24 protein-coding genes are annotated in these 24,561 nt (G+C 67.3%); 11 read left to right on the top strand and 13 right to left on the bottom strand.

Features of this window, described 5'->3' with window-relative positions; translation table 11 throughout:
• Positions 1 to 544 precede the first annotated feature (544 nt).
• Together ACK4I0_RS08755 and ACK4I0_RS08760 are read left to right on the top strand one after the other, a co-directional pair.
• On the top strand, positions 545 to 1,168 hold the full coding sequence (locus ACK4I0_RS08755) for a hypothetical protein (RefSeq protein WP_409610019.1): 624 nt from the start codon (positions 545 to 547) through the stop codon (positions 1,166 to 1,168).
• Entirely contained in the window at positions 1,165 to 2,958 is a 1,794-nt protein-coding gene (locus ACK4I0_RS08760) for a caspase domain-containing protein (protein ID WP_409610021.1), read from the top strand. Before ACK4I0_RS08755 ends, ACK4I0_RS08760 begins: the two co-directional genes overlap by 4 nt.
• A 315-nt stretch (positions 2,959 to 3,273) precedes the next feature.
• On the opposite strand, the gene ACK4I0_RS08765 is transcribed toward ACK4I0_RS08760, so the two are convergent.
• The 4 genes from ACK4I0_RS08765 to ACK4I0_RS08780 form a co-directional block, all read right to left on the bottom strand.
• Positions 3,274 to 4,266 carry a calcium/sodium antiporter gene (locus ACK4I0_RS08765; RefSeq protein ID WP_409610023.1) on the bottom strand — a complete coding sequence of 331 codons (993 nt, stop codon included), beginning with the start codon at positions 4,264 to 4,266 and terminating at the stop codon, positions 3,274 to 3,276.
• 46 nt (positions 4,267 to 4,312) lie between these two features.
• The gene (locus ACK4I0_RS08770; RefSeq protein WP_409610025.1) at positions 4,313 to 4,720 is read right to left on the bottom strand and encodes a hypothetical protein; all 408 of its coding nucleotides are present in this window, start codon (positions 4,718 to 4,720) and stop codon (positions 4,313 to 4,315) included.
• Between the two features lie 297 nt (positions 4,721 to 5,017).
• Positions 5,018 to 5,578 (bottom strand): hypothetical protein, encoded by a 561-nt coding sequence (locus ACK4I0_RS08775; RefSeq protein WP_409610027.1) that lies wholly within the window; start codon positions 5,576 to 5,578, stop codon positions 5,018 to 5,020.
• A gap of 44 nt (positions 5,579 to 5,622) precedes the next feature.
• Positions 5,623 to 7,242, bottom strand: a complete 1,620-nt coding sequence (locus tag ACK4I0_RS08780; protein ID WP_409610029.1) for an ATP-binding protein — start codon at positions 7,240 to 7,242, stop codon at positions 5,623 to 5,625.
• A 207-nt stretch (positions 7,243 to 7,449) separates the two neighbouring features.
• Between ACK4I0_RS08780 and queC the strand changes: the two genes are divergently transcribed.
• Genes queC through ACK4I0_RS08795 form a run of 3 tightly spaced genes read left to right on the top strand, consistent with a single transcriptional unit; the run spans position 7,450 to position 9,172 of the window.
• Positions 7,450 to 8,172: a 7-cyano-7-deazaguanine synthase QueC gene (gene queC / locus ACK4I0_RS08785; RefSeq protein WP_409610031.1), complete on the top strand. Its 723-nt coding sequence runs from the start codon at positions 7,450 to 7,452 to the stop codon at positions 8,170 to 8,172.
• Positions 8,169 to 8,804: a 7-carboxy-7-deazaguanine synthase gene (queE, locus tag ACK4I0_RS08790; protein WP_409610033.1), complete on the top strand. Its 636-nt coding sequence runs from the start codon at positions 8,169 to 8,171 to the stop codon at positions 8,802 to 8,804. The genes queC and queE overlap by 4 nt, the downstream gene beginning before the upstream one ends.
• Positions 8,804 to 9,172 carry a 6-pyruvoyl trahydropterin synthase family protein gene (locus tag ACK4I0_RS08795; RefSeq protein WP_409610037.1) on the top strand — a complete coding sequence of 123 codons (369 nt, stop codon included), beginning with the start codon at positions 8,804 to 8,806 and terminating at the stop codon, positions 9,170 to 9,172. Before queE ends, ACK4I0_RS08795 begins: the two co-directional genes overlap by 1 nt.
• Positions 9,173 to 9,176: 4 nt before the next feature.
• On the opposite strand, the gene ACK4I0_RS08800 is transcribed toward ACK4I0_RS08795, so the two are convergent.
• Positions 9,177 to 9,437 (bottom strand): hypothetical protein, encoded by a 261-nt coding sequence (locus tag ACK4I0_RS08800; protein ID WP_409610039.1) that lies wholly within the window; start codon positions 9,435 to 9,437, stop codon positions 9,177 to 9,179.
• A 9-nt stretch (positions 9,438 to 9,446) separates the two neighbouring features.
• Entirely contained in the window at positions 9,447 to 10,286 is an 840-nt protein-coding gene (locus tag ACK4I0_RS08805; protein ID WP_409610041.1) for a thioesterase family protein, read from the bottom strand.
• A 166-nt stretch (positions 10,287 to 10,452) separates the two neighbouring features.
• On the opposite strand from ACK4I0_RS08805, the gene ACK4I0_RS08810 reads away from it, so the two are divergent.
• Positions 10,453 to 10,944, top strand: coding sequence for a winged helix-turn-helix transcriptional regulator (locus tag ACK4I0_RS08810; protein WP_409610043.1), 492 nt, complete (start codon positions 10,453 to 10,455; stop codon positions 10,942 to 10,944).
• Between the two features lie 13 nt (positions 10,945 to 10,957).
• Here the strand turns inward: ACK4I0_RS08810 and ACK4I0_RS08815 are convergent, their stop codons facing one another.
• From ACK4I0_RS08815 to ACK4I0_RS08845, 7 genes are all read right to left on the bottom strand, one after another.
• Positions 10,958 to 11,251 (bottom strand): hypothetical protein, encoded by a 294-nt coding sequence (locus ACK4I0_RS08815; protein ID WP_409610045.1) that lies wholly within the window; start codon positions 11,249 to 11,251, stop codon positions 10,958 to 10,960.
• A 58-nt stretch (positions 11,252 to 11,309) separates the two neighbouring features.
• Positions 11,310 to 11,870 carry a hemerythrin domain-containing protein gene (locus ACK4I0_RS08820; protein ID WP_409610047.1) on the bottom strand — a complete coding sequence of 187 codons (561 nt, stop codon included), beginning with the start codon at positions 11,868 to 11,870 and terminating at the stop codon, positions 11,310 to 11,312.
• Entirely contained in the window at positions 11,863 to 13,077 is a 1,215-nt protein-coding gene (mnmA, locus tag ACK4I0_RS08825) for a tRNA 2-thiouridine(34) synthase MnmA (protein WP_409610049.1), read from the bottom strand. Before mnmA ends, ACK4I0_RS08820 begins: the two co-directional genes overlap by 8 nt.
• 124 nt (positions 13,078 to 13,201) lie before the next feature.
• On the bottom strand, positions 13,202 to 13,486 hold the full coding sequence (locus ACK4I0_RS08830) for a DUF1153 domain-containing protein (protein WP_409610051.1): 285 nt from the start codon (positions 13,484 to 13,486) through the stop codon (positions 13,202 to 13,204).
• A gap of 176 nt (positions 13,487 to 13,662) precedes the next feature.
• On the bottom strand, positions 13,663 to 15,093 hold the full coding sequence (gene flgE, locus ACK4I0_RS08835; protein ID WP_409610053.1) for a flagellar hook protein FlgE: 1,431 nt from the start codon (positions 15,091 to 15,093) through the stop codon (positions 13,663 to 13,665).
• A 13-nt stretch (positions 15,094 to 15,106) separates the two neighbouring features.
• Positions 15,107 to 15,856, bottom strand: coding sequence for a flagellar hook assembly protein FlgD (locus ACK4I0_RS08840; protein WP_409610055.1), 750 nt, complete (start codon positions 15,854 to 15,856; stop codon positions 15,107 to 15,109).
• 3 nt (positions 15,857 to 15,859) lie between these two features.
• Complete coding sequence (locus ACK4I0_RS08845; protein ID WP_409610057.1) at positions 15,860 to 17,161, bottom strand: flagellar hook-length control protein FliK; 1,302 nt, start codon at positions 17,159 to 17,161, stop codon at positions 15,860 to 15,862.
• A 386-nt stretch (positions 17,162 to 17,547) separates the two neighbouring features.
• Here ACK4I0_RS08845 and flgK point away from each other — a divergent pair, with 386 nt between their 5' ends.
• From flgK to ACK4I0_RS08870, 5 genes are all read left to right on the top strand, one after another.
• Positions 17,548 to 19,665, top strand: a complete 2,118-nt coding sequence (gene flgK / locus ACK4I0_RS08850) for a flagellar hook-associated protein FlgK (RefSeq protein ID WP_409610059.1) — start codon at positions 17,548 to 17,550, stop codon at positions 19,663 to 19,665.
• Positions 19,665 to 20,618, top strand: coding sequence for a flagellin (locus ACK4I0_RS08855; RefSeq protein WP_409610061.1), 954 nt, complete (start codon positions 19,665 to 19,667; stop codon positions 20,616 to 20,618). Before flgK ends, ACK4I0_RS08855 begins: the two co-directional genes overlap by 1 nt.
• 61 nt (positions 20,619 to 20,679) lie before the next feature.
• Entirely contained in the window at positions 20,680 to 21,921 is a 1,242-nt protein-coding gene (locus ACK4I0_RS08860; RefSeq protein WP_135061643.1) for a putative DNA modification/repair radical SAM protein, read from the top strand.
• Entirely contained in the window at positions 21,921 to 23,363 is a 1,443-nt protein-coding gene (locus ACK4I0_RS08865) for a UdgX family uracil-DNA binding protein (RefSeq protein WP_409610063.1), read from the top strand. The genes ACK4I0_RS08860 and ACK4I0_RS08865 overlap by 1 nt, the downstream gene beginning before the upstream one ends.
• A 76-nt stretch (positions 23,364 to 23,439) precedes the next feature.
• Positions 23,440 to 24,558 (top strand): MlaE family ABC transporter permease, encoded by a 1,119-nt coding sequence (locus tag ACK4I0_RS08870; RefSeq protein WP_409610065.1) that lies wholly within the window; start codon positions 23,440 to 23,442, stop codon positions 24,556 to 24,558.
• Positions 24,559 to 24,561 lie beyond the last annotated feature (3 nt).

Genomic DNA, 24,561 nt, shown 5'->3' on the forward strand with positions numbered 1-24,561 from the left:
CGCACTTCGAACGTAGGCAACGCGGGCTACCCGGCCTGGACGACGCGAGTGGCGCCTGGGCGAACCGAGACGCTACGCTTCGCTATCGAAACTCGCCCGTAGGCTAGCTGGCGCCGCATCCGGCGGCTGCGTAGAACGTTTGCAGCCGAAACTTTCGTTTCGAAACACTCACGGATTGCCTTCTCGGAAGGAATGAGAGCTACCTTGCCGTAGCGACGGATTGTGGACTTCACCACGGCTCACGAATGTCGCGTTGCCGGCGGACTGCCAATGTCGGCTGAGGGCGCATAGCGGCTGTAGCGAACCCGACCGCAGAGTTAGCTCAACCCCGCGCAACCATCCCGGTCTTATGCGCAGCGTACGCCTTAGCATAACATCTAGATGCCCGATTGGCTGACTTGCACAAACTCTTACACGTCCGGGTCTCCCATGATGCAAACATATTAAGTATCAAACGGTTGATACTGGCATGTGTGACTTAAAATCTGCATCTTCGAAGTGCCGGTTCGAGTCCGGCCGCCGCACGACACGACGAAGGTTTAGCATGGCGGATCTTTCGACGTTTTTTGAGATGGCCGACGAAGCGTCTGGCTTCGAGCAGGCGTTTACCAAGGCCATTTCGGTCCTAAAACGCGGCGGCATGCAGTCGATGATCGCCGAGGAAAACATCCAACGGTTCTCGCATGGCAAACGGTGGAACCATCGTGCCAACCCGCACACCGTTGATGGTGAAATGCAGACGATGTCCGTCGAATGGGCCACGCCATTTCAGGAAATCGTCGACGGTGATCTGACCCTCATTCCCCGCGCCATACGGAGCATTTCCGAGCAGATGCACAGTGCCCAGATGCGGATGATGTATAAGACGCTTAGCGATGTTTGCGACGCCAATGGGCAAACCGTGGATGTCGCCGCGTCCGGCTCCCATGCAGCCGCCTTCCTTGAAATGCTGCGGAAGATCGAGTTCGGCGTCGATCGCGACGGCAACGTCAGTATGCCGCAGATTCATGCTGGTCATCAGGCGGCTGAGAAGATGATCGCCGACCTCGAAGCCCAACCACCCGAGTTCGCGGCCGAGGTCGAGCGCCTTAAGGCAGAAAAAAGCGAGGCGGCGCTTGCGAGGGAGCGAGAGCGTCTGAGCAAGTTCAAGATGCCGGAGGCGCGATGACCCGCGCGCTTATCGCCATCGGCGTCAACACGTACGACCATGTGAACGCCCTCGGTGCGGCCGAGCATGACGCTACCGTGGTGTTCAACGAGCTCATCAAGCCGCATGTGGGTGCGTACGAGCCGGCCTTCTCGCGCTTGCTGCTTTCACCGACGCTCGCCGAGGTCCGATTAGCCGTCGAGGAGGTCGTTCTTGGCGGCGTTCAATTCGACGAGCTGACCTTCTTCTTCGCCGGGCACGGGATGATCCAGCCTGTCGGCTTCTACATGGCCATGCGAGACACGAGGCTCGATCGCGCTACCGCAACGGCCTTCAGTCTTTCGGAGCTTTTCGCTCAGATTGCCGAGGCATCACCGGCGCAAACCAATGTGATCCTTGATGCATGCTTCAGTGGCGGCCTCGCGGCGGACCTGAGCATGCTCACCCGCCCAGAGACGAGCGGCTACGTCGGCTCACCGGCCGTGACCCTGCTTGCCATGTCCGCCCGAAACCAGGAAGCCAACGAGTATGTGGATGGCGGTGTCGGCACCTCGGCGCTGCTCGACTGCATCACGGGACGGGCGCTGGTCCGAGAGGATGTCGGCTCGCTTGAGCTCTTCGACATCGCCCAAGTGGTCATCCAACGTGTCCGCCGATCCGGCGACCAAAACCCGGTGCTGTCGGCGCTGAATGTGCACCGCCGTTCCCAGTTCTGTCGAAACCCCCTGTTTCAGGCGAGCAGCCAGTCGGCACTGAGGAAGTGGGAGCCCCGAGCATTTCTCGATGCCGTCGAGCCCGTTCTGGCGTCCCACCCCCACGACCCTCTGGACTTGATCGCCGACGTGGAGCGCTTGTTCGGGCATCTGATCGGCAAGGCGGACGAAAGCCGCGACGTGTTCAAAGGGGCTGAACTTCGCGCGACGGCTGCGATTGCCCTGCTGCCCTATGCCAGCATTCATCCTCAAATCAGCCGCTGGCTGCTGAGCCAACTGGAAAGCCTCATCGGCGTAATCCATCGAGCGCTTGATGAGGCCGTGGAGGCCTTCGAAGCCGAGAAGTTCGCTATGTTGGCCGGCCCCGGCGGGATGGCCAACCTCTACCTCCTACCAATCCGCCTATCGAAAGTACTGGGTTGGACAGGAGCGGCTTTTCACCTGGGGCGGCTGATCGGGCGCGAGGCAGAATTCCCGCGTGACAAGTTTAAGCGACTGCTGGATCTGATTGTCGAACGCTACCGTCTTTCCCTCGCGTCGATAAGCGACGCCCAAGCGCCATATCTGGCCTTGGCGCTCACTGCGATAGCGGCCCTCGATCTGAGGGAGGAAGGCGAAGCCATACTGAGCCCGCTCTTCAACTCGTATGTCGAGTGCAAAGCGCGGATCGCTGCCACCAGCATCGAGCCGTCTCGCATCTTCGCCTACATGCTCGCCCGCCTTACGGATTCCTTCGCTGAAGTGCAGGGGCAGGTCGCCCAGCCGAATGAGCTGGGAACGGTCTACCTCTTGGCAGCCCCGCTGTTTGATCTCACCGATGTCTTCGACGAAGCGATGAGCGAGCTCGACCACGTTACGATCAATGCCTTCGTAGCTGACGATCATACCCTGTTTGCTCTTGAAACGATCGACGACGGCGAGAACAACCCTTTCACCATCGGCCACTACATCTGGCGTATCGACGACTTGCTCCAGCACTTCCCGCCTCATGCGTTTGTCCAGCCGACCGACCCGTCGGTCGCGGGCGGCGCGATCCTAGCGTCACTCATTTTCCCGGACCGTGTGCCCTGGTTCGTTTTCGAGCGCTCGATCAGCTGAAGGTGCTGTCAGGTTAAGCGCCGCTGGACGTAACCTGCCTGACCCGACGAAGTCTGACGGTCAGTTATCCGGTCGCCTTCCAAGGTCCGCTGCTGGTTCATTGCGCCGAAAGCGACGACTTTTCTGACCGTCTCTGGTACGCTCCCAGACGTGCCGGAAAACGCTGCGATTTCCGTTGCCGTGGTGGCCATATGGTGACCACGAGCATCTGCCGAGTTGGTCGGTGCGAACTTTTGTTAACGTGCCCAATGACTTATCGGCGCGAATAAGGCGTTTTCAGTTACCTGTACTGGGACATCGAGCTGGAGCCCTAGGTCAGCTCCAAGGCGTCAGGCCTGCGGTGAAAGCCGTGTAGGCGGCGTAGGCGGCGAGAAGGATCGCGCCCTCCCGACGGCTCAGCCGGCCGCCGGTGTAGGCGAACAGCATCACCAGCAGCGTCACCGCGACCAAAACCGGCAGGTCGAAACCGGCGATGGCCGAGGGCACCGTCGTTGGCGCGATGATCCCGGTCAGGCCGCCGATGAACAGGATGTTGTAGATGTTGGAGCCCAGGACGTTGCCCAGCGCCATCTCGCCCTGGCGACGCCACGCGGCCATTGCCGAGGTGACCAGTTCCGGCAGGGATGTGCCGATGGCGACGATGGTCAGACCGATCACGGCGTCGCTGACGCCCAGCGTCTCCGCCATGCCGATGGCGCCGCTGACCAGCACGCCGCCGCCGGTCACGATCAAACCGAGCCCAGCGACGAACAGGATCAGGGCGAGCCAAAGCCGTCCCTTGGCCAGAGCGTGCGCCTCGAAGTCAGCGTCTACGCCCTCCATGGCGGCCGACCGATCATAGGCGGCGCTGTGCGTCGCTCCGGCGCGCTCCTGTCGATAGGCGTAGTAGATGTAGCCCGAGATGGCCGCCAGAAAGATCAGGCCCGCCTCTCGCGTCAGGCCGACGGTGGCCCCGGCGGCCAGCAAGGCCAGAACCGCCATCAAGCCCACTCCGCCGTCGCGCCATAAGGCGCTGGCTTTCACCGCGAACGGGGCGATCAAGGCGGCGGCGCCCAGGATCAGCAGCGAATTCGCGATGTTGGAGCCGACGATGTTGCCCACGGCGATGCCAGGCGACCCCGCCAGGCTGGCCTGGACGCTAGCGGCAAGTTCGGGCGTCGACGTGCCCATGCCCACGATCGTCAGGCCGATCAGCATGGGGGACAGTCTGAGCCGCTCGGCGATGCGCACGGCGCCGCGCACCAGCAGATCGCCGCCCAGAACCAGAAGAACGAGGCCGAGCAGGAGGAACAGGATATCGGTGGCCATGGGTGGTCCGGCCGTCTGGCTGTCGAACGATCAGTGGTGCTCAGGGTCAGCCTTCGGCCGGCTCTCGCGTCTGCGAGCGCGCTTCGGGCGAAAGACAGCGTTGGGTTCCGCCGGCCTCGTTGCGCGGCTCAAGGCTCACGGCCTGACCGTCCGCGCCGTAGGTCGCCAGCCACTGGCATCCGGTCTGAAGATCGGTCAGGACGAACAGGTTGGGCTCGGCGGTCGCGGTTTTCGTGAAGGTCGCGCCCAGTGCGGCGGTGCGCAGGGCGCCCAACGGGTCCTGGGCTGCGTTCTGAAGCGTCTCCGTCTGGCTGTTGAGCGCCTCGGCGGACGCGCGAAGCGAGCCTGCGGCCGTCTCGACGTCTTCCAGCATGGAGGTATCGATGGGCTCGCAGGCGGCCAGAGACACGCCGACGGCGGCGGCGATCAGCGGGAGTTTCACGGTGCGGATCACGGTTGGTCCTTGCTGCGCAGTTGATGATTGATCCGGAACAGGCGGTCGAGGTCGCGTGCGCGGCTTGTCATCAAGGTCGGCGATGCGGCGGGATGATTTCGACACGGCGGCTCCTCATGCAGTTGAGAGGCGCGCGATCACCGAGCTGCGGAATAGGCCGGACCCAGTCATCGAGCGCACCCGATGCGGTCCGACATCACGATCAGCGATCGTCAGAGGGGCCCGGGCCGCGAGCGGTCATATAATGCGGCGACGCGCTTGAGCCAATGGGTTTCGAGTGCGTCGAACGGCGGCCGTCTACTGACCGGGCCAGTTGACGCCGCGCGGACGGTACCAGCTGGGGGCGGCGGGCGGGGCGCAGTTGCGCTGCATCCCAAGGCCCTTGAGGAAGGCGCGGCGCAGCCGGCCGGCCTGCAACGCCTCCTGGACATGACGGCTGTGCTGTTCGGCGCCGGTCAGACGGCGGATCCAACTGCGGCCCGGAATGAAGTCCGTGGCGGCGTCGCGGATAGCGTCCAGCGCGGCCCTCGACGCCGCATCGGCGGCGCGCTCGCTCAGCAGCCGGCCGTCCGGCGGCGGGGGCTCGTCGGCGTCAGGGCCTAGCGCCTCGTTCAGCCGCTCGACCTCCAAGGCGATCGAGCTGCATTGATAGAGGTTACGCTGGTCGTAAGGGCTGGCCTGAGCCTGCAGCAGGACCATGGGAATCACCTGGCGACGCAGACCCAAGTCCTCAAGCGGGGCCGCGGCCGCTTCGTCCAGGCCGGACGCCACGGTGCGGGCGCCTTCCCCCGCCGAGCGCGCAGCCGCGCAGGCGCCGAGCAAGGGAAACAGGAGGAGCAGACAGGCGACGCGCATCATCGGGCTTTCACCACGCAGGCGCGGCGGCAAAAAGGCGGCGGATATCAGGCGACTGCGCGCTGCCCGTCGGATCCGTCCAGGTCCGCCGAGGCGGGGGTGGCGCTCGCCAGGGCGGTGTTCATTGCCATGCGAAGGCGTTCGGGCTTGATCGGCTTCTCCACGACGCAGGCCATGCCGGCGGCGACATAGCGTTTGGCGTCTTCCGGGTCCGCGTTGGCGGTCAGGGCCACGATCGGGGTTCTGCCGGCGGCGTCGGGCAAGGCGCGTATGGCTAGCGTCGCCTGGACGCCGTCCAGGCGGGGCATCTTGATGTCCATCAGGATCAGGTCGAACGGGCGGGACTGCACGGCCTCCAGCGCTTCCTGCCCGTCCTCCGCGAGTTCGGAGGTGCAGCCGAACATTTCGCACAGAGCCTGGGCGACCACACGGTTCGTGGCGTTGTCATCGACGATCAACACATGCGGCTGGGCCGCCAGGTCCAGCCCGGACAGGTCGGCCACATTGGTTGCGGGTTCGGCCTCGACCTGGGCGCGCTCGGCCTCGATGTCAAAGGCGAAGGTGGCCCCGCGTCCCGGGTTGTTCTCGGCCCAGATGCGGCCGCCCATGCGGTCGACCACCTGGTGGCAGATGGCCAGGCCCAGGCCGGCGCCGTCAGGACCCGCCTCATGCACAAAGGGTTCGAAGATGGTGTCGATCCGGTCGGGCGCGACGCCCGGTCCGTCGTCGCGCACGCGCGCCTGGATGCGGACGCGGCCGTTCTCCAGCCAGGCGTGAAGACCCGCCTCGACCACGCCGCCGCGTGCGAATTTCAGGGCGTTGCCGACCAGATTGTTGAACACCTGTTTCAGCCGCACAGGATCGACCAGGGCGGCCAGGTCGGTGTCGCCCTGATAGCGAACCATGAGCGACACGCCGTCCTGCGACGCGCGCGGCGTCCAAAGGGCCTGGATGTCGTCCATCATCGCCCGCAGAGGGGTGGGGACGGCCTGCAGCTCCAGTTCGCCCGCCTGGGCGCGCGACAAATCCATCGCATCCTGAAGGATGCGCAGCAGCGTTTCGGACGAATCCGTGATGGTCTGGACATGGGCCAGGGCCGTCGGATTCAGCGGCTGGCGACGCAGAAGCTCGGCCACCGCCAGGACGCCGTTCATCGGCGTGCGCAGCTCATGGCTCATGATGGCCAGGAACTGGCTGCGCGCGCGCGCAGCCGCCACCGCCTGGGCGCGGGTGTCGTTCAGATCACGGCTTTGATCGACCAGGGCCTGGTTATGAAGGCGCTGGCTCTCATTGACGGCCTTAAGGATCGACAGACCTGTGCCGACGCCCAGGTATCGGCCCTCATGGGTGACGATGAAGCCGCGCGTCAGGGCGCTGGGGCCGCCTTTCAGGAAGGCGTCGCAGAAGGCGTCGACCTTGACGCCCGCCTCGATCACGGCCGGCTCCGCGTCCATCAGGTGCGCGACGTCGCGATTGAGATACATGGCGTGACCCAGCGGTCCGGCCAGTTTCAAAAGGAAGGGGTCGCGCTCGATCAAGCCTAGCGGCCGTCCATCGGCAACCACGGCCAGGGCCAACAGATCGGGTTCAGCCTCAAAGCGCGCAAAGGCCTGGCTCGCCGTGGTGTTCGGCCCAACGGGATCGGCCCGCCGAATGAACGCTTCCATGGTCGGCATACTGGCCGTTACTCCACTGAGACCGGTGGACAATGCCGCCGATCCTTTGCGGAATCCTTAAGCTGAGCCGGCTTTTGCTCACCAAGGCGAAAACGATTTTTGCGCTGCGGGGACGGCTGGGTTAAAAGGCCGCCCCATCAACCGACACACCCTGGACTGACGCATGCGCGCGGCCGAACGGCCGACCGCAGACTTGCCATGAGCGATTTCACCTCATCAACGCCCGCCGCGTCCGCCCTCGTCCTGTTTTCGGGCGGGCAGGACAGCGCGACCTGCCTGGCCTGGGCGCTGGAGCGGTTCGTGCGGGTCGAGACCGTCGGCTTCGATTATGGCCAGCGGCATGTGGTCGAGATGCAGGCGCGACAGGCGGTGCGTAACCGTATGGTCGAGGCCCTGCCGCAGTGGGCCGACCGGCTGGGGCCGGATCACGTGGTCGATCTTACGGGATACGGCCGGATCGCCGAAAGCGCCCTGACCGCCGATCGCAAGATCGAGCTGGATGCGCGCGGCCTGCCGACGACCTTCGTGCCGGGACGAAACCTGGTGTTTCTGACGACGGCGGCGGCTCTGGCCGATCGGCGCGGGCTGGAGGTGCTGGTCGGCGGCATGTGCGAGACCGACTACTCCGGCTATCCCGACTGCCGAAACGACACCATTCAGGCCATGGCGCGCGCACTGTCGCTGGGGCTGGACAAGCCGGTGGTGATCGAAACGCCGCTGATGTGGCTGACGAAGGCCCAGACCTGGGATCTGGCGCATCGGATCGGCGGCGACGCCCTGGTCGAACTGATCATCGAGGACAGCCATACCTGCTATCAGGGCGACCGCACGCACCGCCACGCCTGGGGTTACGGCTGCGGCGACTGCCCGGCGTGCGAGCTGCGCGCCGCAGGGCATGCCGAGTGGGTCGCGAGCCGATGACCTATTCCGCCAAGGAAGTCTTTCTGACGGTGCAGGGCGAAGGCGGGCAGGCGGGCCGTCCGGCCGTCTTCCTGCGCTTCGCCGGCTGCAATCTGTGGAGCGGGCGTGAGCAGGACCGCGCCACGGCGGTCTGCACCTTCTGCGACACCGACTTCGTCGGCGTCGACGGGGGCGGCGGCGGCAAGTTCGCCACGGCCGATGGTCTGGCCGACCATGTCGCGGCGATGTGGCGGGGCAGGGCGGGGGACCCGCGCCTGGTCGTCTGCACCGGCGGCGAGCCTCTGCTGCAACTGGACGCCCCGCTGATCGAGGCCCTGCACGCACGCGGGTTCGAGATCGCCATCGAGTCCAATGGCACCCTGGCCGCGCCGGACGGGATCGACTGGGTGTGCATCAGCCCCAAGGCCGACGCGCCGGTCGTCCAGACCACGGGCCAGGAACTGAAACTCGTCTATCCGCAGGACAAGGCCATGCCCGAGCGGTTCGAGCATCTGGCGTTCGAACGCTTCTGGCTCCAGCCCATGGATGGTCCCGATCAGGCGGCCAACACCGCCGCCGCCATCGAATACTGCCTGACCCACCCGCAATGGCGCCTCAGCGTCCAGACACACAAGTACATCGGCGTCCGCTAATGCCCGTCTTCGAGATCACCAAACAGGCCACCTTCGACGCCGCCCACCACTTTCCGAACGAGCCGGAGGGCAGCATCTATCGCCGCGTGCACGGTCACTCGTTCACGGTCGAGGCGACGGTGCGGTCCGAGGTTCTGGACGCCGAACACGGCTGGGTCGCCGATCTCGGCGCGCTGGACCGGGCGCTGAAGGCCGCGGCCGAGACGCTGGACCACGGCATGCTGAACGAGCACGAGGGGCTGGAGCTGCCCAGCCTGGAGAACCTGTGCCTGTGGTTCGCTCGGACTTTGAAGCCGCAATGGCCGGGCCTGTGCCGTGTCCAGGTGGCGCGGCCGACCGTCAACGAACGCTGCGTCCTGACGCTTTAAGCGGTCAGCAGTCGCGGCCCTGGCGCTGACGCTGTTCGCAACGGCGCTGCTCGCGCTCGAACGCTCGCTGTTCGCGCTCTCGCTTCAGCTTGGTTTCCTCGTCCGAGGTGGTGACGGCGTCGAAGCCGGCGCCCACCACGGCCCCGCCGGCCTTGGCCGCTCCGCCGACCACGGCGGCGCCAGTGCCCACCACCGCGCCGACTAGACAGCCTTGCAGCATCAGGGCGCAGGCGATGAGGGCGGACAGGGACGCGATACGGGTCATGACGAGACCTTAGCCTGCGCTACGCCTCTGCGGAACCAGTTTGCGACGCTGACGCGCCACCGCCAGCGGCGACCCGTCCGCCCCCCAGCACGTGGCCTCGTCAACGGTCCAGCCGTGACCGAAGTCGAGCATCCGGAACTCGAAAAAGGCCCAGCCGTTCGGGGCCGTCTTCGGTGTGGGGTCGGCCAGGATGTCGTAGCGCAGGTCCACGGTCGTCATCGGCGGCGGGAGGCTGAAAGCGGTCCAGGCTGGCGGATAAAGTGCGTCCAGCAGGTAGCACAGGCCGTCGGCGTCCAGGGGGCGTCCGCCCTTCAGCCGCATCCAGAGACGTTCCACCACCGGCCGTCCTTCATTGCCCCCCAGGATGAAGGGACCGCCGTCGAAGCGGTAGTCGACGTGCTGGGAGAAGCGCGGGGCCATCGGCCCGCTGATCTCGCCGGTCGGCTCTTCAAGCCGGTGCAGCGGCGGAGGGGAGGCCAGCGGAGTCAGCGGGTTCGCCTCCGCCGCGTCCACGCCCCAGGTGGCGGTGGCGTGATGGGTCAGACGCTCGCCCTGTCCGGCCTCGACGGCGGAATAGGCCACGGTGCGGCCCCCGCGCAGCAGACGCGGCCGAAAGCTCATCGGCGCCTCGAACTTCGCCGCCGCCAGATACTGGACCGACAGAGTGCGCAGCGGCGCCTCGATCGCCAGGCCTTCACGCATGGCCTTGGCGCACAGGGCGGCCAGCAGCCCGCCGAACGGAAAGCCGGCCTCGGGCGGGGCGCCGATCGGGCCGTTCGAGAAATCGCCCGACAGGTGGGCGGTAAGGTCCTGGTCGAACGTCAGGGCGCGGGCGTAGGCGTCGGTCATAAGCCCCTTCTGGCAAGAAGGACGGGCGAAAGGCCAGCCCTTCGCCCGCCGAAGTCGGGAATGCGCAGCGCCTGACGCTCAGGTGCGTTGCCAAACAAGACTGACTGACTCCGTTTGCATTGGCAACCCACTTGCCAAACCCCTGACGCAGGGTCACTTTCCAGCCATGGGACGCACAGCCGACTACAGCCGCCAGAGCTGCTCCATCGCCGCGACGCTGGAAGTGATCGGCGATCCGTGGACGCTGCTGGTCATCCGCGACGCCTTCAACGGCGTCAGCCGCTTCGAACAGTGGCAGGAGCGGCTGGGCGTGGCCCGCAACGTCCTGGCGTCACGGCTGAAGACCTTGGTGCAGCATGGCGTGCTGGAGCCGCGCGCCTATTCCCAGCGCCCGCCGCGCAACGAATACGTCCTGACCGCCAAGGGCAAGGACCTGTACGCCGTGCTGGTGACCCTGCATTCCTGGGGCGAGAAGCACGTCTACGGCGGCGCGGACTCGGGCGTGACCATGACACACAAGACCTGCGGCGAACGGCTTCAGCCGCGCATCGCATGCGGCTGCTGCGGCGAGATGGTCAAACCGCGCGAGGTCCAGCTGGACTGGGCCGCCGACCGCCCGACCGTCGGCGACGTCATGCCCCGCGAAGAGGCGGCCTGACCGGGTCGAGGCGTCAGAACACCCCGACGGCGCCGTCGGCCCAGATCAGCAAAACCGCCAACAGGATCACGCCGGCCCCGAATAGGCGCGCGTTCGGGTTCAGCAGCTTCCGCACCGCCAACTCCACCGCCAGGCCCGCACCGATCAGAAGCACGCCGGCGAAGGCGAAGTCGTAAGCGGTCCAGGCCACCTCGCGGGTGAACTGCATCGCCGCCAGAGGAGCCAGCAGCAGCAGGCCGATGGCGGCCCACAGAGCGACGCGCCATAGGGCCAAGGCTGAACGCGCGGGCTTGACGGTCACCATCATGGTTTCTCCTTGCGACCGCCATGATGCGCCTGTTTCAGGCGGGACGGAAGAAGGCGGGTCAGCCGATCCCGGCCCTTTGCAGCACAGGAACCACGATGTCCTCCTCATCGTCGAGGTGGCGGTTCAGGGGCGTCTGGGCGGCGTCCAGCGCGTCGGCCAGACGCAGGGCGGCGTCGGCGGCCGGACTGCCTGACCGGACGGCGTGGTGCAGCGCGTTGCCGGTCGCGGACAGCGCCTCGAGGTGGGCGTGGATGGCGTCGTGATCGCGGTCCAGCAGGTCAAGCGCGGGCTGCAGGCGCGTGTCGAGGCGGCGGAACTGCGGGAAGTAGTGGCCGGTCTCGATCCGGTGATGGCCGTCGAGATGCTGGAGGAAGCCGGCGAGAACGGGCAGGGCGCGGTCGTGGAAGCCGCGCGCATCGGCGCGGCCGGCCCGCAGGTCGGACGCCGCCGCTGTCATCATCGCGGTCTCGCGGCGGAAGCCGTCATGCATCTGCAGCCAGAAGCGGGCGAGGTCCGACAGTTGGGCATCCGTCGCTTGAGCGCGGGGCGGGGACTGACACAGCGCGGCCATCTCGGGCGGCAGACCCTGCCGCGACGCCAGGGTCCAGGGGTCAGCCAACGGCGGTGGTCGCGGCGATGAAGCCGCCGCCCAGCAGGCGGTCGGGATCTGCGGGGGCGTAAAGGGCGCAGGCCTGACCGGGCGCCACGCCCTCTTCGCCTTGATCGAAGACGACGTGCACCGCTTCACCGTCTATCCGCAGACGAGCGGGGGAGGGCTGACGCGTCGAGCGGACGCGGGCCAGCACGGGCGCGCCCTCGCGCGCGGCGTCGTGGATCGTGGGCTGGTCGCCCAGCCAGTTCAGCTCTTCCAGCACCAGCGAGGCGGTCAGCAGGGCTTCGCGCGGGCCGACGACGACGCGGCGCGTTTCGGGCTCGAGCCTGGTGACGAACAGCGGCTCGCCCACGGCGACGTTCAAGCCCCGGCGCTGGCCGATGGTGTAGTCGGTGATGCCCGCGTGGGAGCCCAGGACGCGGCCGTCCATGTGCACGATCTCGCCGGCCTCGCGCCCCTGGGGCCGCAGGCGGTCGATCAGGGTGCGGTAGTCGCCGGACGGCACGAAGCAGATATCCTGACTGTCCGGCTTGGCGGCGATGCGCAGGCCCAGCGAGGCGGCGACGCCGCGCACCTGGGGCTTCTCGAGATCGGCCAGGGGGAAGCGCAGATAGTCCAGTTGGTCGGGCGTCGTGGCGAACAGGAAGTAGGACTGGTCGCGCGAATGGTCGATCGCCTTGCGCATCTGGGCGCGGCCGTCCGGGCCGATCGCGCGGCGCACATAGTGGCCGGTCGCCATGGCCTCGGCGCCCAGGTCGCGCGCCACGTCCAGCAGGTCGCGGAATTTGACCGTCTGATTGCAGCGGATGCAGGGCACCGGCGTCTGGCCACGCAGATAGCTGTCGGCGAACTGGTCGATCACGGCGTCGCGGAAGCGGCTTTCGTAGTCGAGGACGTAGTGGGGAATGCCGAGTGTCTCGGCCGCCAGGCGCGCGTCGTGGATGTCCTGGCCCGCGCAGCAGGCGCCCTTCTTCTTGAGCGCCGCGCCGTGGTCGTAGAGCTGAAGCGTCACGCCGACGACGTCATAGCCCGCCTTGGCCAGCAGGGCGGCGACGACGGTGGAGTCCACCCCGCCCGACATGGCCGCCACCACGCGCGATCCGACCGGCAGGCCGACCGCCGCGCGCGCAGAGGCGATCGCCGCGTCCATGTCGCCTTCAGACGTCATGGGGGCGATGTCGGGGATCGGGCAAAGGTCCTCGGCCAGGGTCATGCGCCGCCATATAGTCGTGTCTGCGTACGATTTCGAGGCGCGCCCGAAAACGAAGAAGGCCGCCCCCTCTCGGGAGCGGCCTCAATCTGTCCGGGGCTCAAGCAGCCCGAAGGGCGATAGCCCCTTAAGACCTGTAGGTCTGGATGCGCGTCGTACGCAGGCCCTGCATGCCCCATTTGTCGATCGCCTTCTGCCAGGCGAGGAATTCCTCGGCGGTCAGGCGATAGCGGGCCAGGGCGTCGTCCAGGCTGATCAGGCCGCCGCGCACGGCGGCTACGACCTCGGCCTTGCGGCGGATGACCCACCGGTCGGTGTTCGCCGGAGGCAGGTCACGCAGCGTCAGGGGGGTCCCCGTCGGCCCGACCACGTACTGTTCGCCTTTGCTGTTAAGGCGTCGCTCTTGCAGCATGGGCTTAAGCCTCTCTCACCACCACTCTTGAGACAGAAGCTACGCCCGGCCCTTCTAAAGGCCGTTTAAGCGTCGTGGTGAAGGAAAACTGAATCACTTCCGTCACGCACGACCCCCCGGTGTTGTTGCTCAAACGACGATTCCTTCGATTCAACGGCGACTTAAGGCTTCACTGATCAGCGTTTGATGCTGATCAGTTCGGCCAGCATTTCGTCCGCCGTCGTAATGATCTTGGACGAGGCGGAATAAGCGCGCTGGGTGGTGATCAGCCCGGTGAACTCGGTCGAGAGATCGACAGTCGAGGCCTCCAGCTGGTTGGCGCCGATCAGGCCTGCGCCGCCCGTGCCGGCCGCCTTCAGGTTGAAGGTCCCGGACGCCTGGCTGACGCGGAAGGCGTTGCCGGTGGTCTCGATCAGATTGTCGGGGCTGGGGAAGGTGGCCAGCGCCACCTGGGCGATGCGGCGCATCACGCCATTGTCGAAAATGGCGGTGACGAAGCCCTGCTCGTCGATCTTGACGTCGGTCAGATTGCCGAAGGCGGTGCCGTTGGTCAGCGTCGCCTGCACCACCGAGGCGCTGTCGTACTGGGTCAGGCCGCCGGCGGCCGCCGTCAGGTCGAAGTTCAGCGTCTGCTCGGCGATGCCCAGGCCATCAGCCCATTTGAAGGCCCCTGCGGCCGGCGCGCCCGAATTGGAGCCGCCAAAGGTCAGCACCGCGGCCGACGGGTCATCGAACAGGGCGGCGGCGCCCAACGCCTGCATGGCGGCGGTGTCCAGACGGCCGTCCTGGGTGAAGGCGACGATGCCGGTCTTGATCTGGCCGTTGGCCAAACCGGCGCCGCTCTCGACGTCGGACGCTGGGATGGCGCGAACCTCGGCGTACCACTGGTTGGGCACGTCGCTCTTGAGGAAGGAGATGGCGATGTTGCGCTGTCCGCCCTTGGAATCGGACACGGGGACGGTGAGTTCGAAATCGGCCTTCACGCCGGTTCCCGTTTCGGCGTTCCACATGGCCATGGAGTTGGTCGCCGGATCGTAGGTTCCGTTCTGGACGGCGGCCGATAGGGCCTGGCTGGACCGCAGGTTGGCGTTCAGCTGCACGCGGGTGGTGGCTTCGGCGGTGCCGCCGACCGAGCCGACATTGATTGTGCGCAGGCGCGAGAGATCCGATGGGTCGGTGGCGATGTCGCCATTGGCGTCGACCGGCCAACCCTGCAGATAGAGGCCGGCGGTGTTCTTCAGGTAGCCCAGATTGTCGACCCGAAAGGCGCCGGCGCGCGTGAACAGGCGGGTGTCGGTGACCCCAACCTCTTCTGCCTTGTCCGTCACGACGAAGAAGCCGTTGCCCGAAATGCCGAGATCGGTGCTGGTCGAGCCACGCTGCAACTGGCCGTTCTGGCTGGTGTAATGGCGCGCGTTGGCCAGGACGCCGCCGGCGGAATAGCCGGTGCCGGTGGTCTGGCTGTTGACCACGGTCTGGAACTCGGCGGCCGAGCGCTTGTAGCCGATGGTGTTCACGTTCGCGATGTTCTGCGAGATCGCGGCGAGGGCGGCGGAGTTGGCGGTCAGGCCGGAAACGCCGGCCATCATGGCGCTGTTGATGCTCATGGCGATAAGCTCCTTAGGACAGCAGTTTGAAGGGGTTGAGGGCCGAAGCGATCGAGCTCATCAGGCTCGGGTCGTCGTCGGTGGGCGTGGTGGGCGTCGAAGCCTGGCGCGCCTCGTCCAGCGCGATCAGGCTGGACAGCGGCAGGATCGAGGCGCCGATCGTGGCGTAGGGCTGGCCGTCGTAAAGTTCGACGCCGGTGATGCGGCCTCGGATAAGGACCTGTGCGTCGACGGCCTGGTCCGCGCCGGTCTTGGCCGTGACCTTCAAGGTGTAGACGCCGTCGGGCGCGTCGCCGCCCCCGGCGGTCTTGCCGTCCCAGGTGAAGTCGTGGACGCCCGTGGTCTTCGAGGGTGCATCGCCGGACCAGACGACCTTGCCCGCGCTGTCGAGCACCTGAAGCGTCGCCGTGGCCGCGTTGGCGCCGAGCTCGTAGCTCCAGCTGGCCTGACCGTTTTCCAGCTTGGTCGCGCCCCAGACGGCGGTGGCGTCCTTGCCGATGTAGTTGGCCGCGCCCGCCAGACCGCTGCCCTGCTGGGCCGCGAGCAGACCCTTGAGCAGGTCGTTGGTCAGCAGCTGCTGCTCGACCCCGGCCATCTGCGTCAGCTGGGCGGTGAACTGATTGGAGTCCACCGGCGAAAGGGGGTCCTGGTTCTTCAGCTGGGCGGTGAGCAGCGTCAGGAAGGTCTCGAAGTTCGAGGCCATCATCTGTGAGCCGGCGTTGATCCGGTTCGTGGCCGTGTTGGCGGAGATGGAGTCGACCATGGGTCAGACCTTCAGATCGACGCCGCGCGGCGTCAGCGAAAGGGGCGTCCAGGCCTGGGCCTGGATCGGGTCTTCCTCGGCGCCCAGGCGGGCGCGGGCGGAGAAGGCGGAAGCGCGCTCGCGGCGCTGATCGGACATCTGGCCCGAGCCGGCCTCACGTTCAGAGAAGTCCAGTGCGTCGTGGGCAAGCTGGAAGCCGGCGTCCTGAAGCTGGCGGCGCAGTTCGTCGGCCCGGCCACGCAGGTCCGTGGCGGCGGCCGGGTTGTCGAACGCCAGGCGGGCGGCCAGACGACCTTCGGAATCGATGTCCAGCTTCACGTCGACCCGGCCGAGATCTTCCGGCGTCAGCACCATGTCGAAGCGGGTCGAGCGCCCTTCCAGCCGGCGCACGATCTGGGCGGCGATCTGGGCGGTGGTTTCGACGGCTACGCGAGACATCTGCGAAAGGCCGAGATCGCGGCTCGGGCCGGCGGGGGAGGTCTCGACCGTCGCGCCGGACGACGAGGCGGGCGCGGCGTCCGGCGCAAGCGGGGCAGGGGCGGCCGGCCGGGGTTCGGCCAGGGCCGTTTGCGAGGGCGTTTTGGCGGCGGCGCCAGGTGCCGGCGCCGGGGTCGCCGCGTTGTCGCCCGGCTTGGGCGCCGCAGGCGTCTCGCCCGAGGGGGCGTCTGTCGTCTGAGTGGACCCCGACGAACCGCCTTGAGAGGGCGCGACGGCGGCGGAAAGGTTGCGGGTGCGATCCGCCGATGGGGGGTTTCCTGTCACAGGCGGCGGCGTGGCGCTGTCGTCGGCGGAGCCCGTTTGAGCCGGGGTGCTGGCGCCTTCCCCGTCCGGTGCCGCATCGTCGGGCGCGCTCGGGGGCGGGGCGACGGGCGTAGCGGCGCGCGACATGGCGCCGGCGAGAAGGACAGGGGGAGGCGTCGCTGCTGCTGGTGGGGGCGTGATTGCGAGGCCCGCCAGCAAGGCCGGGTCTGCGCCTGTATCGACGTCCGGGATCGGCGCTGCGGCGACGTCGGGCGTTTCCAGATCAGGCGACGGGGCCGGCTCAATGATCAACTCGGACGGGGCAGCCGGCGGCTGGGGGGCTTCCGGCGTCTGTGTCTCCATGCCGAATGCAAGGCCCTGGCGGGCGGACGGGGCGCCGGTCACGCCGAGGCGAGCGGTCGTCTGGGAGGAGGGTTCAAGCTGGCCATTCATCTGGTCCAGCAGGGAGGAAAACAGGCCGGGCGCAGCGCCGCTCTCGTCGCCGATCGGGGCGGAGACGCCGACGGGCGGCGTGAGGGCTGACAGGATGGCGGCGGCGGACATCGGCAGGCGATCTTCATGCTGGACGCGGCGGCGCCTGCTGCGCCCATGGGTTCGGCGTCCTCGTCGCAAGCGCCGGGCCAAGATCGACAGAAGGCCCAAGCTTATGATTTTTATGACTATCGTTCGAACGTAGCGGCCGTGCGAGGCCGGCTCTGTGGTCAAACTTGCCGCGCTTCGGCCGCTTTTTGCCCAGCCGGCCGCGCCCCTCTCAGGCGGTCTGAAGGAGTGGTCCGGCTCTTGCGCACCTGAATGCTCATGGAACGAGCGCGAACAGCGATGTCCTTTGAAAACAACACGCTGGCGCAGCCCCGGATCGGGCGCGCCGGGCAAAAAGCGCGCGTCGGGCGGCAAGGTCTGCCGGGCGTAGCCTTAACGGAGGCCTGCGCATGTCGCTGAACGCCATCCTGAACATCGCCACCTCGGGGATGCAGACGGCCCAGACCCAGCTGCGCGTGGTCTCGGACAACGTCTCCAACGTCAACACGCCCGGCTATGTCCGCAAGGTCGCGGATCAGAACCCGCTTTCGACGATGGGCGTGGGGTCGGGCGTCGAGGTGGCGCGCATCCGCCTGGCGACCGACCGCTTCCTGCAAGCGGCGGCGATGAACGCGGGCGCGGAGGCTGGCCGCCAGGGCGTGCGCTATGAACTGTATGACCGGATACAGTCGCTGTTCGGCGACCCCGGCGGCGACAGCGGCTTTTTCTCGCAGATCGACAGCCTGTTCTCGACCTTCGCCGCCGCGGCCGAGAACGCCGGCTCGCCTTCCCAGCGCCAGAGCGCCATCTTCGCCACACAGGCCGCCTTCGACGAAGCGCGCCGCATCGCGACCCAGATCCAGTCGGTGCGCGAGGACGCCGACGGGCGCATCCAGAGCGCGGTCGAGCGCGCCAACGGCCTGCTGGAGCAGATCGAGGCTCTGAACAAGGAGATCGCGCGCGCCACGGTGTCGGGCGGCGACGCCACTGGCGCTGAGTCGGCCCAAGGTCGCCTACTGACCGAGCTGTCCCAGATCATGGACATCCGCACCCAGGTCCGCTCGGTCGGCGGGGTCACGGTGCGCACGGCTGGCGGCGCCCTGCTGGCCGGCGACGGCCATGCGACGCTGGAATACAAGCGCGCGGGTGCAGTCAACACCGAGACCGCCTTCAACGAAATCTGGCTCAACGAGCCCGGCGGGCTGAAGCGCCAGCTCATGGACACCGTCACCTCGGGCGAGATCAAGGGCCTGTTGGAGCTGCGCGACGTCGACGCGCCTCAGGCGGCCGAGCGGCTGGGCGAGCTGATGACGCGTCTGGCCGACGAACTGAACCGCGCGCACAACGCCAGCTCAGCCGTGCCCGCGCCCCAGACCCTGACCGGCCGAAATGTCGGCCAGAGCCTGGAAAGCGCCATCGCCGACTTCTCGGGCGAAACCACCATCGCCGTGGTCAACGCCCAGGGTGTGATCCAGGCCCGCGCCGACATCGTCTTCTCGGGCGCGACCATGACGGTGAACGGCGCGGCTGCGACGCCCGCTGACTTCCTGACTGTGCTGAACGGCCAGCTGGGCGGCGCGGCGACCGCCAGCTTCGTCGGCGGCAAGCTTTCGATCACGGCGGCCGGATCGAACGGCGTGGCCGTCGCTGACGGCCAGCCGGCGTCCAACAAGGCCGGGCGCGGCTTCTCTCACTATTTCGGTCTCAACGACCTGGTCAGCACCGATCGACGCGCGCTGTACGACCTGGGTCTGACCACGACCTCGCCGCACGGTTTCACGGCGGGCGAGACCCTGACGTTCCGCTTCACCGCCGAGACGGGGGCCAAGCTGCGCGACATCAGCGTTGCGATCCCGCCCGGCGGCACGGTGGGCGACCTGCTGAACGCGCTGAACAGTCCGGCCTCGGGCGTCGGCCAGATGGGAAGCTTCACCCTAGACCCGGCCACCGGCGGCGTACGCTTCAACGCCTATGGCAGCCCCCAGCCGACCATGACCGTGCTTGAGGACCGGACCACCCAGGTTCCGTCCGGCGTGTCGCTGACCGAGCTGTTCGGCATCGGCGGAGGGGTGCGCGCCTCGCGGGCCGACGGCTTCACGGTGCGCGGCGACATATCGTCCAGCCCGGCCAAGCTGGCTTTGGCGCAACTGGATCTGAATGCTGCGGCCGGCGTATCGGCGTTGTCGGCTGGCGATGGACGGGGCGGCCGCGCCCTGGCCGACGCCGGAACCGTCAACGCCCTGTTCGGCGCAGCCGGCGGGTCGTCGGGCGGGTCCATGTCCGTCAGCCGTTACGCCGCCGAACTGTCCGGCGACATCGGCGGGCGCGCCTCCGCCGCCAAGGGTCGACGCGACAACGCCATCGCCCTGGCCGGCGAGGCGTCGGCCCGTCAGGTGGCCCAGGAGGGCGTGAACCTGAACGAGGAGCTGGTCCTGATGACCACCTATCAGCAGGCCTTCAACGCCTCGGCCCGTCTGATCCAGGCGGCGTCGGAAATGTATGATGTTCTGATCGGGATGGTTCGCTGATGCGTGTCTCCACCTATGGCTCCTATCAGACGGCGCTGCTCGATCTCATGAGCGCCCAGGCGCGCGGCGAGGAAGCCAACCGCCGCGTCTCCACCCAGAAGAACGCCACCGACCTGGTTGGCTTTGGTCGCCAGTCCGAGACGCTGACGGCGCTGAAGTCGTCCCAGGCGCGCATCCAGGGATTTATGGACGTAGGCCAGGCGGTCTCGGCCCGACTGGACGCCCAGGACCTGTTCATGGGGCGACTGGCCGAAGGCATTCAGGGCGCCCGCCAAGAGATCGCCAACGCCTTGGGCGCCGGGCGCGTCGAAACGCTGATGTCGGCGCTGGAGACCCAGTATCAGTCCGCGCGCGAGGGCCTGAACGGCAAGCATCAGGGCCTCTATCTGTTCGCCGGCGGGCGCGTGGACCAGGCCCCCCTGGCGGCCGCCGATTTGACCGCGCTGGCCGCCGCAGCCACGCCCTTCGGCAACGACCAGATCCGCCAGACCTCGCGCATTGACGAGGGCACGACCATACAGACCGGCTTTCTGGCCAGCGACCTGGGCGGACGCGGCCTGAATGTCATGGCGCAGATCCAGCGATACCAGCAGGGCCTGCCCGCCGTCATCGACGGTCAGACCTTCACGCCCGCCGGCGCCGACACGATCGCCGGCAAGCCCACCGCCGACGTCGAGGCCTTCCTGAAGGCGGCGATGAGCGAACTGGATCGCGCCTTCGCCGAGGTCACCGACCAAACCGCCATCAACGGCGGGATGCAGAACCAGGTGGAGCGATCAATCGCCGCCCAGGACAATCAGCGCGTCGCCCTGGAGGCGTTGGTGGGATCCAAGACCGACGCCGACATGGCCAAGGCGATCACCGACCTGCAGATGGCCCAGGTGGCGATCCAGGCCTCGGCCCAGGTGATCAGCCAGCTGAAGCAGACTTCGCTGCTCGACTATCTGCGCTAAGCAGCTGAAAGATTAAGGCTACGCTGGACGGGCGGGTCTCACTGGAACATAGTGAGAACACATGGCCCAGATCGAACTCCGGCGAAAGCTTTCCATCCTGGCGGACGCCGCCAAATATGATGCGTCCTGCGCATCATCCGGCACCAGCAAGCGCAATTCGGTCGGCGGCAAGGGCGTCGGCTCGACCGAGGGCATGGGCATCTGCCACGCCTATACGCCGGACGGGCGGTGCGTCAGCCTTCTGAAGATCCTGCTGACCAACTTTTGCATCTACGACTGCGCCTATTGCATCAATCGATCGTCTTCCAACGTCGAGAGGGCGCGCTTCTCGATCGACGAGGTCGTGGAGCTGACGCTCAACTTCTACAAGCGCAACTATATTGAGGGCCTGTTTCTGTCGTCGGGCATCATCCGCTCGGGCGACTACACGATGGAGCAGATGGTCGAGGTGGCGCGCCGCCTGCGCGAGGACCACGATTTTCGCGGCTATATCCATCTGAAGCTGATCCCCGAGGCGGACCAGCGGCTGATCGATCTGGCGGGACTGTATGCGGACCGTCTGTCGGCCAACATCGAATTGCCGCGCGACGAGGCGCTGGGTCGGCTGGCTCCGCAGAAGGACCCGGGCGTCATCCGCAAGGCCATGGGGCAGGTCCGGCTGGGCGTCGAGGCGGCGCGGCCGGCAAAGGCGGATCGCGCCAAGCCGCCCAAGTTCGCGCCGGCGGGTCAGTCGACCCAGCTGATCGTCGGCGCGGACGGCGCGCCGGACACCGAGATTCTGGACCGCTCTTCGGCGCTCTACGGCGGCTATGGTCTGCGCCGGGTCTACTATTCCGCCTTCAGCCCGATACCGGATTCCAGCGCGGCCCTGCCGCTGTCCAAGCCGCCGCTGATGCGCGAGCACCGGCTGTATCAGGCCGACTGGCTGATGCGGTTCTACGGCTTTTCCGCCCCCGAGATCGGGGCGGCGACGACGGACGGCATGTTGGATCTGGCGATTGATCCCAAGCTGGCCTGGGCGTTGAACGAGCGGGCCCAGTTTCCGGTCGATGTGAACCGCGCGCCGCGCGAGATGCTGTTGCGGGTCCCGGGGCTGGGGGTGAAGTCGGTCAACCGGATCGTATCGGTGCGACGCTGGCGCACCCTGCGCCTCGAGGATGTCGGCCGGCTGACGCGGTCGGTGGAGAAGATCCGGCCCTTCATCACCGCGCTGGACTGGACGCCCGGCGGTCTGACAGACGCGGTCGACCTGAAGCTGAAACTGACCCCTGCGGCCAAGCCGGTGCAGTTGAGCCTGTTCTGATGGCGAGCGCCTGGCTGGACGACGAGACGGATTTCGACGGCTGGCGCCAAGCCGCGCGCCGCTTTCGGCTGGAGGGCGTGACCCCGGCCGAGGCGCGGTTCGCCGTGCGGGGCGCAGCGGGGCAGGGGAGCCTGTTCGATACGCCGACCGCCCCTCCTGTCGAAGCGTCGCAAGTAGGCGAGCTGCGCGTGCCCAAGGATTTCGTCGATCTTGCGCGTGAGGTGATCCTGCATCGCTCGCAGGATCGGTTCGACCTGCTCTATCGCCTCTTGTGGCGGCTGGGCGACGAACCGGATTTGATGAAGGTCGCCTCCGATATCGACGTCTGCGAAGCGATGGAGCGCGCCAAGAACGTCAGCCGCGCCAGCCACAAGATGAAGGCCTTCGTGCGCTTTCGTCGGATGGAGGACGAGGCCGGCGAGGCTTGGGTCGCCTGGTTCGAACCGGCGCATCGCGTTGTAGAGAAGACCGCACCCTTCTTTCAGCGGCGCTATACGAATCTTCGGTGGTCGATCCTGACGCCCGACGGCTGCGCCTTCTGGGACGGCGAGGCGCTGACCTACGGCCCGCCCGCGACGCGCGACATGGCGCCGGCCGAGGACGAGATCGAGGAGTTCTGGAAGACCTATTACGCCTCCACCTTCAATCCCGCCCGGCTGAAGATGAAGACGATGCAGGGCGAGATGGCCAAGCGCTATTGGAAGAACCTGCCTGAGGCCGCCCTTATCCCGGAACTGGCGGCGCGGTCGGCGGTTCGGACCGAGGCCATGGTGTCCGCCCCCGCTCCCGAGCCCAACGCCCGCCTGGCGAAGGCGACCGCGCCGATCCACGAGCGCGGGCCCGCCGACGGCCTGGTGGCCTCAAGCCTCGCCGAACTCGAAAAGGGCGTGCAGGGGTGCCGTCGGTGTCCGCTGTGGCGCGACGCGACCCAGGGCGTGTGCGGCGAGGGTCCGCGCCAGGCTGCGCTGATGGTGGTGGGCGAACAGCCGGGCGACCAGGAAGATCTGGCCGGTCGCCCCTTCGTGGGACCGGCAGGCCAGGTGTTCAACGCGGCGTTGGAGGAGGCGGGCATCGACCGCGCCGACGTCTATGTCACCAACGCCGTCAAACACTTCAAGCACGAGCCGCGCGGCAAGCGCCGGCTGCACAAGACGCCGAACGCCGGCGAGGTGACGGCCTGCCGCTGGTGGCTGGATCAGGAGCGCGGGTTGGTGAAGCCGCGCGTGGTCCTGGCGCTGGGCGCCACAGCTGGGCTGGGCGTGCTTGGCCGCAAGCCGGCGGTGACGAAGGAGCGGGGCGAACCGCTGGCGCTGGAGGGCGGCGCGGCGGCGCTTTTGACGGTTCACCCGTCCTATCTGCTGCGTCTGCCGGACGCCGAGGCCAAGGCTCGAGAACGTGAGCTGTTCGTCCGCGACCTGATGCGCGCCAAAGCCCTGCTTTAACGGGCGGATTTACGCCGCGATCGTGAACGATTACGGCTCAGCTGCGTTCAACGGCTCGGAAAGCCTCGGGGGGCGAATGGCCACTGCGGATTATCGTATCGAGGAGGACGGCGGATCGGGTGCGCGCCTTGTCCTGACCGGCGACTGGACCACGACGGGTCTGGGCCGCACGCCTGCGCGGCTTGAACGTGATGCGGGCGACCGCGCCTTCTCGGGATTGGACCTGTCGGAACTCGACCGTTTCGACACCGCCGGCGCCCTCGCACTGGTCAAGGCCTCGCGTGGCGGCCTGCCCAATGACGCCTTCGACAGCCGGCCCGAGGCGGGTCGCATCTACGCCATGGTCGAAAAGCTGGACCGCGAGGCCATCGCCGCGCCGCGCGAGGCCAACGCCTTCGTGCGCACCTTCGCCAAGATCGGCCGCGGCGTTTACGATTTCGGCCAAGAGCTGCTGCTGTCGCTGGCCTTCCTGGGCCGGCTGATCACGGCCGTCGGCTCGGCCGCCAAGAACCCGCGCCGCATCCGCTGGCCCGCCTGGTTCAGCCAGGCGGAGCGGGCCGGCCTGGACGCCATTCCGATCATCGCGGTGACCAACTTCTTCATCGGCGCGGTCATCGCTTTCCTGGGAGCCAATCTGCTGAGCCAATTCGGCGCCGCGGTGTTCACGGTCCAGCTGGTCGCCGTCTCGGTGCTGCGCGAATTCGCCGTGGTCATCACCTCGGTCCTGCTGGCCGGTCGCTCCGCCTCGTCCTTCGCCGCAGAGATCGGCTCGATGCGGATGAACCAGGAGGTCGACGCCATGCAGGTGATGGGCGTCAATCCGTTTCAGGCCCTGGTCATCCCGCGCCTGGCCGCCATGCTCGTCATGCTCCCGCTGCTGACCTTCGTGGGGATGCTCGCGGGCCTATTCGGCGGGGCGCTGGTGACCTGGAGCCAGCTGGCCTACGGCCCGGCCTTCTTCATCCAGCGCATCACCGAAGACCCGATGATGGGCACTCACCTGATGGTCGGCATGGTCAAGGCCCCCGTCTTCGCCATCGTGGTCGCCGCGATCGGCTGCCGGCAGGGCATGTCGGTCGCCGGCGACGTCGAGAGCCTGGGCCGTCGGGTGACGTCGGCCGTGGTGCAGGCCATCTTCGCCATCATCTTCCTGGACGCCGTCTTCGCCCTGATCTTCCTGGAGCTGAACCTGTGACGG

It is taken from the genome of Brevundimonas sp. (genome assembly GCF_046295775.1).
Taxonomy (GTDB): Bacteria; Pseudomonadota; Alphaproteobacteria; order Caulobacterales; family Caulobacteraceae; genus Brevundimonas.

What these genes read in the sequence shown, in the direction of transcription:
- ACK4I0_RS08760 (WP_409610021.1), top strand. Translation starts at nt 1,165, where the DNA reads ATGACCCGCGCGCTTATCGCCATCGGCGTCAACACGTACGACCATGTG.
- ACK4I0_RS08755 (WP_409610019.1), top strand. Translation starts at nt 545, where the DNA reads ATGGCGGATCTTTCGACGTTTTTTGAGATGGCCGACGAAGCGTCTGGC.
- flgK (WP_409610059.1), top strand. Translation starts at nt 17,548, where the DNA reads ATGTCGCTGAACGCCATCCTGAACATCGCCACCTCGGGGATGCAGACG.
- ACK4I0_RS08860 (WP_135061643.1), top strand. Translation starts at nt 20,680, where the DNA reads ATGGCCCAGATCGAACTCCGGCGAAAGCTTTCCATCCTGGCGGACGCC.
- mnmA (WP_409610049.1), bottom strand. Translation starts at nt 13,077, where the DNA reads ATGACCCTGGCCGAGGACCTTTGCCCGATCCCCGACATCGCCCCCATG.
- ACK4I0_RS08815 (WP_409610045.1), bottom strand. Translation starts at nt 11,251, where the DNA reads ATGATGGTGACCGTCAAGCCCGCGCGTTCAGCCTTGGCCCTATGGCGC.
- flgE (WP_409610053.1), bottom strand. Translation starts at nt 15,093, where the DNA reads ATGAGCATCAACAGCGCCATGATGGCCGGCGTTTCCGGCCTGACCGCC.
- ACK4I0_RS08855 (WP_409610061.1), top strand. Translation starts at nt 19,665, where the DNA reads ATGCGTGTCTCCACCTATGGCTCCTATCAGACGGCGCTGCTCGATCTC.
- ACK4I0_RS08795 (WP_409610037.1), top strand. Translation starts at nt 8,804, where the DNA reads ATGCCCGTCTTCGAGATCACCAAACAGGCCACCTTCGACGCCGCCCAC.
- ACK4I0_RS08780 (WP_409610029.1), bottom strand. Translation starts at nt 7,242, where the DNA reads ATGGAAGCGTTCATTCGGCGGGCCGATCCCGTTGGGCCGAACACCACG.
- queE (WP_409610033.1), top strand. Translation starts at nt 8,169, where the DNA reads ATGACCTATTCCGCCAAGGAAGTCTTTCTGACGGTGCAGGGCGAAGGC.
- ACK4I0_RS08765 (WP_409610023.1), bottom strand. Translation starts at nt 4,266, where the DNA reads ATGGCCACCGATATCCTGTTCCTCCTGCTCGGCCTCGTTCTTCTGGTT.
- ACK4I0_RS08805 (WP_409610041.1), bottom strand. Translation starts at nt 10,286, where the DNA reads ATGACCGACGCCTACGCCCGCGCCCTGACGTTCGACCAGGACCTTACC.
- ACK4I0_RS08865 (WP_409610063.1), top strand. Translation starts at nt 21,921, where the DNA reads ATGGCGAGCGCCTGGCTGGACGACGAGACGGATTTCGACGGCTGGCGC.
- queC (WP_409610031.1), top strand. Translation starts at nt 7,450, where the DNA reads ATGAGCGATTTCACCTCATCAACGCCCGCCGCGTCCGCCCTCGTCCTG.
- ACK4I0_RS08840 (WP_409610055.1), bottom strand. Translation starts at nt 15,856, where the DNA reads ATGGTCGACTCCATCTCCGCCAACACGGCCACGAACCGGATCAACGCC.
- ACK4I0_RS08810 (WP_409610043.1), top strand. Translation starts at nt 10,453, where the DNA reads ATGGGACGCACAGCCGACTACAGCCGCCAGAGCTGCTCCATCGCCGCG.
- ACK4I0_RS08845 (WP_409610057.1), bottom strand. Translation starts at nt 17,161, where the DNA reads ATGTCCGCCGCCGCCATCCTGTCAGCCCTCACGCCGCCCGTCGGCGTC.
- ACK4I0_RS08870 (WP_409610065.1), top strand. Translation starts at nt 23,440, where the DNA reads ATGGCCACTGCGGATTATCGTATCGAGGAGGACGGCGGATCGGGTGCG.
- ACK4I0_RS08830 (WP_409610051.1), bottom strand. Translation starts at nt 13,486, where the DNA reads ATGCTGCAAGAGCGACGCCTTAACAGCAAAGGCGAACAGTACGTGGTC.
- ACK4I0_RS08775 (WP_409610027.1), bottom strand. Translation starts at nt 5,578, where the DNA reads ATGATGCGCGTCGCCTGTCTGCTCCTCCTGTTTCCCTTGCTCGGCGCC.
- ACK4I0_RS08800 (WP_409610039.1), bottom strand. Translation starts at nt 9,437, where the DNA reads ATGACCCGTATCGCGTCCCTGTCCGCCCTCATCGCCTGCGCCCTGATG.